Below are 12,732 nucleotides of genomic sequence, written 5' to 3' on the forward strand. Positions count from 1 at the left end.
GTGAAATTACAACCAGTAGCATTACACGAACGGGTGGAAGCGATCGATTTGATGAGAGGGTTTGCGCTTTTGGGCATCCTGCTGATCAATATGCCGACCTTCCACTCGCCGTTTTCTTACATTGATCCATATACGTGGTTTGCCGGCAAATGGGACACGGAAATGTTCGCATTTCTTGATATTTTTGTTCAGGCGAGCTTTTATCCGTTATTTGCGATGTTATTCGGGTATGGTTTAGCAATGCAGTTCATGAAAGCGAAGGCTAAACAGCAGCCGTTCGTTCCATTGGCGGCCAAGCGGCTGTTGTTTCTTCTGTTGATCGGCATTGTCCACGCATTTTTAATCTGGTATGGGGATATTTTGATCACCTATGCCGTGACCGGCTTTTTGCTGATCGGGCTTTTGCGCTTGCCTCCAGCTTGGCTGCTGGGGTTGGCGGCGCTGCTTTATACGATTCCGCAAGCTTTCATGGCGCTGCTCCTCTTTATCGCAGTATCGGTCGACCCCAATTTCTACACAGGCATGCAGGAAGTACAGAGTTCCCTGGCTGCCTATCCGACCGGGACGTTTGCTGAGATATTCCGTCAGCGGCTGGAAGACTGGCTCCACAGCAACAACCCGTCGGTCTACTTTTTGTTGATTATCACGATTTTGCCGCATATGATGCTTGGGGCGGCCGCAGCAAAATGGCGGCTGGTCGAGCGGGCAGCCGACATGAAGAAAGGCTGGCTGGCCGTTGGAGGACTTGCGCTTTTAGCAGGGCTATTCTTGAAATCGACGCCTTTCCTGTTTGAGCAGAATTATGCCTTCAGACACGTACAGGATGCTTTCGGAGGGCCGCTCCTTTCAATCGGCTATGCAGCACTCTTTGTCCTGGCGGCGCAAAGCGGCGCCTTCCGCAAAGCCATGCGACCGCTTGCGAAAGCTGGGCGCATGTCGCTGACGGTCTATATTTCCCAATCGGTCATCGCCACACTCCTGTTTTATTCATATGGATTAGGTTTATACGGCCAAGTGGATCTTGTCACCGGGACGTGGATCGCCTTAGGGATTTTTGCCATTCAGCTGATTTTCGCAGAAATGTGGTTTTCGAAATTCTCCCAAGGCCCGCTTGAAAAATTATGGCGACGAGCGGCTTACGGAAGAAATTTTGAAAAAAGCAACAATTCAAAACCGTGAATGTGTATAATAAATGGAATCAAAGAAAAGGAGTGTTTGAGAAATGAAGCTGTTATCTTTTCGATTTGAAGGAAAAGAACGTTTTGGCCCGAAAGTGAAGAAAGAGGAAGCGGTATGGGATGTTTTGGCGATTCAGCAGGAATTGCAAATTTTGCCTTCTTTTCCGAACCGGTTGATTGAAGGGCTTCCGCAAGGCATGGAATTTGTGGAACAGATACGCAAGCTGACTGAAGCGGCTTCCAAATCGGAACAACCTGAACAATTCAAACTCTCTTTTTCGGATATCGAATGGCTAGCGCCGATATCAAGAACTCCAAAAAACATCATTTGCATCGGCAAGAACTATGCGGACCACGCCAAGGAGATGGGGGCTGATGCGCCTGTCGAAATGGTGGTTTTCACAAAAGCGCCGAATACGATTGCTGCAGATGAGCAGACGGTTTCTGTCCACAGCGACGTAACCGAAGCATATGACTACGAAGGGGAACTGGCTGTCGTAATCGGCAAAGCCGGAAAAAATATTCCGAAGCAGATGGCTTACGATTACGTGTTCGGTTATACGATCGCCAATGACTTGACGGCCCGTGACCTGCAGAGCAAGCATCAGCAGTATTTCCTTGGCAAGAGCCTTGAAGGCTCCTGCCCGATGGGGCCGTACCTCGTCACGAAGGACGAAATCCCGCAGGCACAGAATTTATCGATTGTCACAAAAGTGAACGACGAACTCCGCCAGAACGGCAATACGGAAAACATGATCCGCCGCGTTGACGATTTGATTTCGGAAGTGTCGAAATATGTGGCATTGGAGCCCGGCGATGTCCTATTGACCGGCACACCGGCAGGAGTCGGTAAAGGGTTCAACCCGCCAAAGTTCTTGAAAGCGGGAGATACCGTCAAAGTTTCGATCGAATCGATCGGCACGCTCGTCACACATTTGTCATAACGGCAAATTTGTCTATTAGTCCCTTAGTTGTGCTAAACTGTTAAGGACTATATTAAAAGAGGTGACGATTTGGGCTTTTTAACTGATACTACACATTTGCACATCACGACATGGGTGATCGGCATCGTGCTGTTCCTGGCAGCTGCCTTCATGGCGCGTGAAAGCAAAGGACGCAAAATTGTGCACATGGTCCTGCGCTTGTTCTACATTTTGATTATCATCACCGGACTCACTTTGTTCATCGAGCATTCTTCTGCAGATGCGATGATGTACGGCTTGAAATTCCTATTCGGCATTGTGACCATCGGCATGATGGAAATGGTGCTTGTGCGTTCGAAAAAACAAAAACCGGTAACGATGTTTTGGGCGCTTTTCGCGGTATCCCTGTTCGTGACCATGTTCCTCGGTTTCCTATTGCCGATCGGAATCGTATTATTCTAAGAAGCAGGCGCTCTGGCGTCTGCTTTTTTTGTATGGAACTTCACAGTTTAGACGAAACTCCGCGGGAGCTTAGGCAAATCCCGATATTTGAATAGCGGGGGCTAGTCGAGTTTGATAAAATAGACCGAGTGGAACGGATTTTATCGGCCTCATTAAGGGAGGATTTGGAATTGAAAGCAAAATGGTTAGCAGGCGTCTTAGTAGGCGCTATGGCAATAAGCCCGATTCAGCCGGCAGCGGCAGCAGAAGAACAGGGTATTGAAGATGAAATTATTTACGACGTATTGATCGACCGGTTTTTCAATAAAGGCATCCAGAATGACTATGAAGTCAGGGCGCAAGATCCTGCTGCCTTCAGCGGAGGAGATTTTGCCGGTGCAGCGGACCAGTTGATGCATGTAAAAGACATGGGCTTCACCTTAATGTCCATCGGCCCTGTGTTTGCATCCGCTACATATGACGGCAAGCAAGTGCTGGATTATGCCCAGCTGGAACGCCATTTCGGCACGGAGGAAGAACTGCAGACGCTGATCGAGACTGCCCACCAGCAGGAAGTCCGGCTGATGGTCGACCTTCCGACGCAAAGTGTCAGCAAGGACCATATCTGGGCGACTGAGAACCCCGAGTGGTTCACGGAGAACGAGAACGGGTCATTAGCGCTTGATACGGCTAATCCGTTAGTCCAGGAAGAATTGATTGCTGCAGCTAACGCATTTATCCAGAAATACGAAATCGATGGCCTCCGTCTCCAGGATGCTCCAGAGTTGGATAAAGGGTTCATCGAACGATTCTCTGAGGAAATCAAGAACGTCCGGGATATCTATGTAATCAGCGACCAGGAAATGGAAGAGACTTCTGGCCTAGATGCCGTGGTCATGCCTGGAGCGGAAGAGCTTCTTCGCAGCGCATACAAGAATTTCGACCAGCCGGCTTCGGGATTGCCTGAACTGCTGGAAGAAAGCGGCGGACAACTGGTCCGAGTCGATTCGCTACTGGGCTCCCGCTTTACGGCTGACGTCGTAGCGGAAAAAGGATTCCCGCCGACACGCTGGCGGCTTTTGTTGACACAGCTAATGACAATGGAAGGCATTCCAGTCATCCAATACGGTTCCGAAACGGCGATGAACGGCACACAACTGCCTGAATCCCACCAAATCCTTGATTTGGCGGTTGAAGCGGAATTGATCGACCATATCACCAATCTGACCCAGCTCCGGAATTCGTCAGAAGCGATGCGGACGGGTGAGACAGAAGTACTTCATGCCGAAAACGGCTGGATTGTCTACAAGCGCTTTAATGATGAAGAAAGCTGGATCATTGCCATCAATAACTCTTCAGAAACAAAAAGCATCAATTTGCCTGCCGATGTCATCGGGAGCGACAAAGAAATGCGCGGGTTGTTTGAAGGGGACGTTGTCCGGCAGGAAGGTAATGGCGAGTACCGCATCACACTCGACCGAGAAATCGGGGAAACTTTCCACATTACTGAAGAACGCGGCTTGAATACCGCATATTTCGCGGCATTGGCTGTCCTGTATGTCGTCTTTATGCTTTTCATCTGGTTTGTTTGGAGAAAAGGCAAGCAGCGGAAAGCTGACGAAGCAGCGAAAAAAACAGCATAAAAAGTATAAAAAACAAACCGGAATCTGATTGCAGATTCCGGTTTGTTGTAGCTTGTAGACAAAAGGATATTTATTTTCTTAATGAATGACCATACATATAGAAGAGTCCATACCCGATCCTCCACTTCAGGCGGACGCTTTCCGCGGGCTCGCGCCGAATTAACTCGGACTAGCGTCCGAGTGGATTTCGGCACTTCGCTATCCCGCTGGCAAAACCGGTGCTCCTGCATCGCTGCGCTGCTTCGTCGCAAACAAGTCGGCCGAACTGCGTTCGGCCAACTTGCTCGCCGCCTTTCGTTGCGGATCCTGAAGCCAGCAACTTGTTCCTGGTAGATCAAAGCAGAATCAGAGTCCTAATCTCATCTTTTAGATACAGGTGACGCTCCCGACCAGGTTGGCCACGAGACTCCTGTGGGAGCAGCGAAGCGACTCGAGCTGAATACCCTGGACTGAGCGAAGCGAATGTTTTTTTTATTTGCGACGAGTAATCGCAGGAGCAAGGGAAGCGGCTGAAGCCGAGCCCACGGAAAGCGAAGTGGCCAGCACGGTCGGGCTTATACATCACTATTCATCTTAATTAAATTTTGTCTACGGTTTGTTTTATTTGGACACGGCTTTGTAGCCGGCCATATTGATTGGATCTTTTGGAGAAGAGTAGGGCGGTGCATAGCTCAGTTCGAGCGCCTGCAGGTCGTCGACAGTCAAACCTCCATACATGGCGGTAACGATGACATCGATCCGCTTGTCTACGCCTTTTCCTCCGAAGCATTGCGCCCCCAAGATTTTCCGGGTTTCGGTATTGAAATGGATCTTCAGCGTCAATTCCGCATGGTCTGGGTAATAGCCTGCATTTGAGTTGCCGCGGTGAATGACGGTCGCATACGGCAGGCCATTTTCTTTGATCATGGTTTCACTCAAGCCGGTCATGCCGACCGTCTGCGAGAAGACTTTCACTACGGAAGTTCCAAGCAGGCCTTTTTTGGCAATCGCCGTGCCGGTCAAGTGGCGCGCAATCAGGTAAGCTTGCCGGTGTGCAGGCCAAGCGAGCGGAACCCGCTTTTCCCGGCCGGTGACAAAATCAATATTTTCCGTTGCATCGCCAAGCGCGTAGATGTCCGGGTCGGCAGTCTGCATGAATTCGTTTGTCACGATGCCGCCGGTAGGGCCGATAGGAAGCCCGGCTTCTTCTGCAAGCTTAGTGTTAGCCTGGATCCCGATGCTCATGATCTGGAAATCAGCCTGGAGTGTTTTTCCATTCTCCAATGTCACAATGCGCCGATCCATTTTATTGATGGATGTATCGGTATGGATGGTAATTCCGTTTGCTTCGAGTTCTTTTCTGACGAGCTCCGAAATGTCTTCATCAAGTATCGACATGACGTAAGGCGATCGATGGACGATCTGCACATCAATGCCAAGATGCTTCAGATTCTCCGCCATTTCAATGCCGATAAAGCCGGCGCCCGAAATGACGCAGCTCCTTGGCTTATGCCGTGCTATATGATCTTTTATTTTTTGCATGTCCCCATAGCTCCGCAGGACAAATACTTCGGAAGTTGACAAGCCTTCGATGTCCGGAATGACGGCAGATCCGCCGGGGGCAAGAATCAGCGTGTGATAGGGCTCGTTGAAAACTTCGCCTGTCTGCAAATTCTTGACGGTCACCCATTTTTCGTTCCGGTGGATTTCGACAACTTCGTGCTTTAGGAACACTTCGATATTCCGTTTGTCTTTAAAAGACTGCGCGTCAGCAACCAGCAGAGATTCCGGATCTTCGATTACTTGGCCAATAGCGTAGGGAGTGCCGCAAGCGGCATAGCTCATCGTGTCATCTCGGTCATACACGGTGATTTTCGCTTCTTCATCGTAAAACCGGATTTGGCTGGCCACCGTAGCTCCGCCGCCGACCGCGCCGATAATGACAATCTTCTTCATAGTTTTTTCACCTCAGGCTTTTACTTGATTCAGGAAAAACACGGCCAAAGTTCCAGGCCCGGTGTGGGCTGCAATAACAGAGCCGATCATAAAGATTTCAATGTTCTTTGGTTGGAGCTGTTCTTCGATTTCCTGCTTCAGGAGAAGCGCAAATTCGATATCGTCGCCGTGGCTGATGGCAACAGTTTGATTGCTCCAGCTGCTGCCGCGCTCCTTCATCAATTCGACCATCCGCTTCAGCACTTTTTTGCGCCCGCGCAGCTTCTCGATCGGTACGAGTTTGCCGTCTTCAACATGCAGGAGGGGCTTGATGTTCAGCAAGCCGCCGACAAAGGCGCTGCCTTTTGAAATACGTCCGCCTTTAGCCATATAATCGAGGTCCTCAACGGTAAACAGGCTTTCCATGTGTTCAGCCATGAAAGTTATTTCAGCGATGATCTCTTTGAGCGGAATTCCGGAATCCCGCAGCTTCACAGCTGCTTTGACCAATAGACCATAGCCGAGAGAAGCCGCTTTGGAATCAAGGATCGTCAACTTCAGCTCCGGATATTCTTCGCGCACTTGTTCAGCCACCATGACGGCTGTGCTGTATGTACCCGATAGCTCTGATGAAAAAGCGATGTAAAAGCCTTCCTCACCATCTTTCGCCAATTGCTCGAATGCCCGCATGACTTCTTCAGGAGACACTTGCGACGTTTTTGGCTGGTCGCCTGACCGGATGGCATCATAAACCACTTTCGAGTGGATGGTCCGGATATCTTCATAATCCTTTTCGCCAATATGGACGCGCAGCGGGAACAACTCGACGCTTTCATCCTTGAAAAATTGTTTTGGTAGATCAGACGCACTGTCAGCAAATAATCTCATAGAAATCCTCCTTTAATCATTTCAATTTCAAGCGGTCGATCAGCAATTCTGCAATGCCGTCTTCGTTGTTAGATAGCGTGATTTCATTCGCGATGTTTTTCAGCGGGTCAATGGCATTTCCCATTGCGACGCCGACACCCGCAAAATCAATCATCTCAAGATCGTTGTCCTCATCGCCAAATGCAATGATGTTCTCTTTTGCAATACCAAGCGATTTTGAAACCTGATCCAGCCCGACCGCTTTGCTCAAGCCGCTTTTGACAATTTCGATAACATGCCATGGCGCACCCCATCGGCGGTGGTCGATTACTTCTGCATGGACCGATGTCAAATGGTCATGGATAAGCTGGACCTTTTCGACCGGCGCATGGATCAGCATTGATGTCGGATCCACTTTCAGGTAATTGCGCAAATCCCCTGTCGTGATCTGAGGGTCGCCGAATCTGAAAATATCCATCAATTTCTCGTCGTGGTGATGGACGTAGACATCATCGAGCACTTCGGCTACGATATTATGGAAATTGAAATCGTGCATTGATTCGACAACTTCATGGACGACTTCCAATGAAATCGGCGTATGGTAGAGCCCCCAGCTGTTATCAATCGGATGGTGGACGAACGCCCCGTTAAAATTGACAATCGGTGTATTCAACCGCAGTTCTTTATAATAAGGTTCACTGGAACGGTAAGGCCGGCCGGTGGCGATCATGACTTGATGCCCCGCTTCTACGGCTTTGAATAATGTCTGTTTGGTTTTAGGTGAAATGACTTTCTGGTCGGTCAGCAAAGTGCCATCCAGATCAAGTACGATTAAATGCTGTTTCATATGGAATTCCGTCTCCTTTCTCTCTTTATATAGTGTAGCGATAAGGGAAGCCATCCGTCAAAAAAACTTCATTATATATGAGTTTTTTCAGGGAAATAATGGATTGTTTGCCGGACTGCCAGAAGATTGATAGGATTAATATAAAGGAAGTGAAAAAAATGAGAGTTGAAAGGGAAGTGTGGGGCGAAATTCCGCTGCTGCATGTGATGCCGGACGGCAAAGAAAGCGAGCGATTGCCGACGGTCGTATTCTTCCATGGCCACATGAGCGCCAAAGAGCATAATCTCCATTACGCATACCAATTGGGAACTAAAGGGATACGGGTCTTGCTGCCTGATGCTCTGTTGCACGGCGAACGGGAAGAGGGGATGGACGCTGTCCAAATGAGCCTCCGTTTTTGGGAAATTGTCCTGACTTCGATAGAAGAATTAGGTTTTTTGAATGAAGAAGTACATAAAAAAGGGCTGGCCGAAGATGAGATCGGGATCGGCGGCACCTCAATGGGCGGCATTACCGCTCTTGGTGCCTTGACAGTCTATCCTTGGATCAAGACGGCTGCTGTCATGATGGGTGCTGCCAATTACGTGCAACTGGCAAAAGCGCAAATGGCACAATTTGAATCAAAAGGCTTCCAATTGCCTATCACTGATGATGAGCGCAAGGCGATGCTGACGACGCTTGAGCGGTTCGATGCTACAAAAAACAAATCAGTCTTGGCGCGCCGGCCGGTGTTCTTCTGGCACGGCGAGCAGGATACGACAGTGCCGTTCTCGCCGATCATGAGTTTTTACAAGGCGCTGGCTGAAGATTATGCTGAGGTGCCTGAACGCCTGTATTTCATGCGGGACAGTGAAGCCGGGCATGCGGTCAGCCGGGACGGCATGCTGGCTGCAACCGAGTGGCTGGCGAAGCATACGAAGGCGTAAGCGCATGAATTTGAATTCTGCGAGAAATTTGTTAAGATAAAGGGAGCATGAAAAGGAGGGAATAGGTATGGATCAAGATATGAGAGACAGCATGATGGGAGCGCTGGAAAACGTTATCGACCCGGAACTGGGAGTGGATATCGTCAACCTTGGCTTGGTATATGATGTGGATTTATCCGAAGATGGTTTTGCGGTCGTTACCATGACCCTTACTTCAATGGGATGCCCGATGGGACCCCAGATCGTCGATATGGTGAAAAGAGCCCTATATGAATTGCCTGAAGTGGAAGAAGTCGATGTGAAAATCGTCTGGCAGCCGGTTTGGGGCAAAGAGAATATGTCGCGCTATGCTAAAATGGCGCTTGGCGTCCGCTAAAACGGACCGGCTTCCTGGAATTTTTCCAGGAGGCTTTTTTTATGTGTATATGGTTTGCTTTTCCTGTTCCCATTGCCTATAATTAAATTAGTCAAAGAAGGTCAAACTTTCAAGGGAGTGAAAAGCATGGTTCAATTCACCAACCAAAACCAGGAGCAGCAATCACCGCTCGAGCAGTTCGGGCGGAATATGGTCGAACAGGCCAAGTCCGGAAAGATGGATCCCGTCATCGGCCGGGACCAGGAGATCCGGAATGTCATCCGCATCTTGTCGCGAAAGACAAAAAACAACCCTGTTTTAATCGGGGAGCCGGGCGTCGGCAAAACGGCTATCGTAGAAGGGCTAGCCCAGCGCATTGTCCGTAATGACGTGCCGGAAGGCCTGAAGAACCGGGAAATCTATGAACTCGATATGAGCGCGTTGATTGCCGGCGCAAAATACCGCGGCGAATTCGAAGAGCGGCTGAAAAGCGTGTTGAAGCAAGTGAAAGACAGCGCCGGCCAGATCATTCTATTTATCGATGAAATCCATACCATCGTAGGCGCCGGGAAAACGGAAGGTGCGATGGATGCCGGCAACATGCTGAAACCGATGCTGGCCCGCGGCGAGTTGTACTGCATCGGTGCTACGACGCTTGATGAGTACCGGATGCATATTGAAAAAGATCCGGCACTCGAACGCCGCTTCCAGCAGGTCATGGTCCGCGAACCGTCGGTGGAAGACACTGTGTCGATCCTGCGAGGATTGAAAGAGCGTTTTGAATTGCACCACGCCGTCCGGATCCATGACCGTGCGATTGTCGCGGCTGCTGCAATGTCCGACCGGTATATCACCGAGCGCTTCCTGCCGGATAAAGCAATCGACTTGATCGACGAAGCATGTGCAATGATCCGCACAGAAATCGATTCAATGCCGCAGGAGCTTGATGAAGTGACTCGACGCCTGATGCAGCTTGAAATCGAAGAGCAGGCATTGATGAAGGAAAAAGACGCTGCAAGCAAAATGCGGCTCGAAACATTGCGCAAGGAAATTGCTGAATTGAAAACATCCACCGAAGGCATGAAGCAGCAATGGAATTCAGAAAAAGAGGCGCTTAAAAAAATCCAGGAAAAACGTGAAGGGCTGGATGTGTTGAGACGCCAATTGGAAGAAGCAGAAAACGAATACGACCTGAATGCAGCAGCCGTCCTTCGGCACGGCAAGATCCCAGAGCTTGAGAAAGAGCTCGCTGTATTAGAAGGCGAGCTCCAGAATGAAGGGGCCGAACGCTTGCTGCGGGAAGAAGTGACCGAAGAGGAAATTGCGGGAATCGTGGCGCGTTGGACCGGCATTCCGGTAACTAAACTTGTGGAAGGGGAGCGAGAAAAGCTCCTGCGTCTCGGCGAAACATTGAAGGAGCGGGTCATCGGACAGGACCGGGCGGTCGAGCTGGTGACAGAAGCGGTATGGCGTGCAAGAGCAGGCATCAAAGACGAAGAAAAGCCGATCGGTTCATTCATCTTTTTAGGCCCGACAGGCGTCGGGAAGACGGAACTTGCGAAGGCGCTTGCTGCCAATCTGTTTGATTCGGAAGACCATTTCATCCGCATCGATATGTCCGAGTACATGGAGAAGCACAGCGTTTCCAGGCTTGTCGGCGCACCTCCCGGCTATATCGGCTATGAGGAAGGCGGGCAATTGACAGAAGCTGTGCGGCGCAACCCGTACTCGGTCGTTTTGCTCGATGAGATCGAAAAAGCCCATCCGGATGTTGCGAATATCCTGCTGCAAATCCTAGACGACGGCCGCATCACCGACAGCCATGGGCGCCTTGTGAACTTCTCGAATACGGTTGTCATCATGACGTCAAACATCGGTTCCGCCTTTATCGGACAGGAGACGAAGGAACATTCGCTTGAAGACATCATCATGGGGGAACTCCGCAAGCACTTCAAGCCCGAATTATTGAACCGGATTGACGATATTGTCATCTTCCATCCGCTTGATAATAGCCATTTCTATGGAATCGCCAAGAAAATGCTCGGCGAACTCGGCAAGCGGCTCGGTCAGCAGCAATTGAAGCTTGACGTAGACGATTCCGTCGTCCGATATATCGTAGAAGCCGGCACCGATCCCGTCTTTGGGGCACGGCCGCTGAAACGGTTTATCCAACGGGAGATCGAAACGAATATTGCCCGCGAATTGATCAAAGGCGATATTGAACCGAATTCCACCCTTCATCTGGAAATGGATGGGGAAAAATTGAACATCATTAAAAAAGAAGCGTAATCCGGATACCGGATTACGCTTCTTTTTTGATTAATGTTTTTCAGGAGCAGGGCCTTCCGGAATCAGAGCGCCTAGCACGAAAACCAGGATCGACACGGCTAACGAAAGATAAACACCGAGCATAAAGTCAAAGTGCACGTTTTGAACCGCGCTGACCACGTAATTCAATAACGAAATCAATAAGAAAGACCATACGAATGTTCCAATATATTGCATCTATTTTCACCTCAACATAAAAATATCTTCGTTAATCATATCATAACACCCCGAAGACAGAAAGGATGTTTGCGGTTTTTGAAGATAATTTGTCCGAAGTATGTCAGTTGGTTGAAAAAAAAAGTCGAATGGCGTATTATTAATACCAGGTACTAATAATTGATGTTAATTGAAATGAGGGACCAATAATGAATGCAGGAATCATCGGAATCGGTAGATGTCTGCCGGAGGAAAAGCTAACGAATTTCGATTTGGAGCAGCGCATGGATACATCGGACGAATGGATCCGGACTATGACTGGAATCGAGGAGCGCAGAATCGCAGGGGATGATCAGGATACTTCCCATATGGCGTATGCTGCGGCGAAGCAAGCTATTGAAGATGCAGCAATCGATCCGATGGAAATTGGGTTGATTTTGGTTGCAACGGTGACGCCCGACCAGCCGTTCCCTTCTGTAGCCTGCATGATCCAGGAGCAGATCGGTGCGCGAAATGCAGCGGCAATGGATATTTCTGCGGCCTGTGCGGGGTTCATGTACGGTGTAGTGACTGCAAAGCAATTTATTGAGTCTGATGTATACAAATATGTATTGGTGGTCGGAGTTGAAAAACTGTCGAAGATCACCAATTGGGAAGACCGCAATACAGCCGTCCTGTTCGGTGACGGCGCCGGAGCTGCTGTCATCGGCAAAGTTTCTGAAGGACGGGGGATCCTTTCTTTCGAATTGGGAGCTGATGGCACCGGTGGAAAGCACTTGTACCAGGATGAATACTTGGTGATGAATGGCAGGGAAGTATTCAAATTTGCAGTGCGCCAAATGGGCGAATCTGCGTTGAATGTGATCGAAAAAGCCGGGTTGACGAAAGAAGATGTGGACTTCCTCATCCCGCATCAAGCGAATATCCGCATAATGGAAGCGTCGCGTGAACGTTTGGCGCTGCCGGTTGAAAAGATGTCGAAAACAATCCATAAGTATGGCAATACCTCAGCCGCGTCCATTCCGATTTCGCTTGTCGAGGATGTAGAAGAAGGGCGGATCAAAGATGATGACCTGGTTGTCATGGTAGGGTTCGGCGGCGGACTGACATGGGGCGCAATTGCAATGCGATGGGGCAAATAACAGTGTATGCGA

General features: G+C 49.6%; 12 protein-coding genes. 8 read left to right on the forward strand and 4 right to left on the reverse strand.

Features of this window, described 5'->3' with window-relative positions:
• The 4 genes from ACTL32_RS02375 (at position 1) to ACTL32_RS02390 (ending at position 4,185) form a co-directional block, all read left to right on the forward strand.
• A complete protein-coding gene (locus ACTL32_RS02375; RefSeq protein ID WP_441339980.1) occupies positions 1 to 1,179 on the forward strand; it encodes a DUF418 domain-containing protein in 1,179 nt (392 codons plus the stop codon).
• Between the two features lie 43 nt (positions 1,180 to 1,222).
• Entirely contained in the window at positions 1,223 to 2,122 is a 900-nt protein-coding gene (locus ACTL32_RS02380) for a fumarylacetoacetate hydrolase family protein (protein ID WP_441339981.1), read from the forward strand.
• Between the two features lie 69 nt (positions 2,123 to 2,191).
• Positions 2,192 to 2,563: a YisL family protein gene (locus ACTL32_RS02385; protein WP_441339982.1), complete on the forward strand. Its 372-nt coding sequence runs from the start codon at positions 2,192 to 2,194 to the stop codon at positions 2,561 to 2,563.
• Between the two features lie 170 nt (positions 2,564 to 2,733).
• A complete protein-coding gene (locus tag ACTL32_RS02390) occupies positions 2,734 to 4,185 on the forward strand; it encodes an alpha-amylase family glycosyl hydrolase (protein ID WP_441339983.1) in 1,452 nt (483 codons plus the stop codon).
• 600 nt (positions 4,186 to 4,785) lie between these two features.
• Here the strand turns inward: ACTL32_RS02390 and ACTL32_RS02395 are convergent.
• Genes ACTL32_RS02395 through ACTL32_RS02405 form a run of 3 tightly spaced genes read right to left on the reverse strand, consistent with a single transcriptional unit; the run spans position 4,786 to position 7,813 of the window.
• Positions 4,786 to 6,120 (reverse strand): CoA-disulfide reductase, encoded by a 1,335-nt coding sequence (locus tag ACTL32_RS02395; RefSeq protein WP_441339984.1) that lies wholly within the window; start codon positions 6,118 to 6,120, stop codon positions 4,786 to 4,788.
• A gap of 12 nt (positions 6,121 to 6,132) precedes the next feature.
• The gene (locus ACTL32_RS02400; RefSeq protein ID WP_441339985.1) at positions 6,133 to 6,987 is read right to left on the reverse strand and encodes a DegV family protein; all 855 of its coding nucleotides are present in this window, start codon (positions 6,985 to 6,987) and stop codon (positions 6,133 to 6,135) included.
• Between the two features lie 16 nt (positions 6,988 to 7,003).
• On the reverse strand, positions 7,004 to 7,813 hold the full coding sequence (locus ACTL32_RS02405; RefSeq protein WP_441339986.1) for a Cof-type HAD-IIB family hydrolase: 810 nt from the start codon (positions 7,811 to 7,813) through the stop codon (positions 7,004 to 7,006).
• Positions 7,814 to 7,971: 158 nt separating this feature from the next.
• Between ACTL32_RS02405 and ACTL32_RS02410 the strand changes: the two genes are divergently transcribed.
• From ACTL32_RS02410 to ACTL32_RS02420, 3 genes are all read left to right on the forward strand, one after another.
• On the forward strand, positions 7,972 to 8,739 hold the full coding sequence (locus tag ACTL32_RS02410; RefSeq protein WP_441339987.1) for a prolyl oligopeptidase family serine peptidase: 768 nt from the start codon (positions 7,972 to 7,974) through the stop codon (positions 8,737 to 8,739).
• Between the two features lie 67 nt (positions 8,740 to 8,806).
• On the forward strand, positions 8,807 to 9,115 hold the full coding sequence (locus tag ACTL32_RS02415) for a metal-sulfur cluster assembly factor (RefSeq protein WP_204890717.1): 309 nt from the start codon (positions 8,807 to 8,809) through the stop codon (positions 9,113 to 9,115).
• Positions 9,116 to 9,241: 126 nt separating this feature from the next.
• Positions 9,242 to 11,383: an ATP-dependent Clp protease ATP-binding subunit gene (locus tag ACTL32_RS02420; protein WP_441339988.1), complete on the forward strand. Its 2,142-nt coding sequence runs from the start codon at positions 9,242 to 9,244 to the stop codon at positions 11,381 to 11,383.
• A 30-nt stretch (positions 11,384 to 11,413) separates the two neighbouring features.
• Here the strand turns inward: ACTL32_RS02420 and ACTL32_RS02425 are convergent, their stop codons facing one another.
• Positions 11,414 to 11,599, reverse strand: coding sequence for a YjzD family protein (locus tag ACTL32_RS02425; RefSeq protein ID WP_441339989.1), 186 nt, complete (start codon positions 11,597 to 11,599; stop codon positions 11,414 to 11,416).
• Between the two features lie 188 nt (positions 11,600 to 11,787).
• Between ACTL32_RS02425 and ACTL32_RS02430 the strand changes: the two genes are divergently transcribed.
• On the forward strand, positions 11,788 to 12,720 hold the full coding sequence (locus ACTL32_RS02430) for a beta-ketoacyl-ACP synthase III (protein ID WP_441339990.1): 933 nt from the start codon (positions 11,788 to 11,790) through the stop codon (positions 12,718 to 12,720).
• The last annotated feature ends 12 nt before the right edge of the window (positions 12,721 to 12,732 follow it).

Source organism: Planococcus sp. FY231025 (assembly GCF_052078085.1).
GTDB lineage: Bacteria > Bacillota > Bacilli > Bacillales_A > Planococcaceae > Planococcus.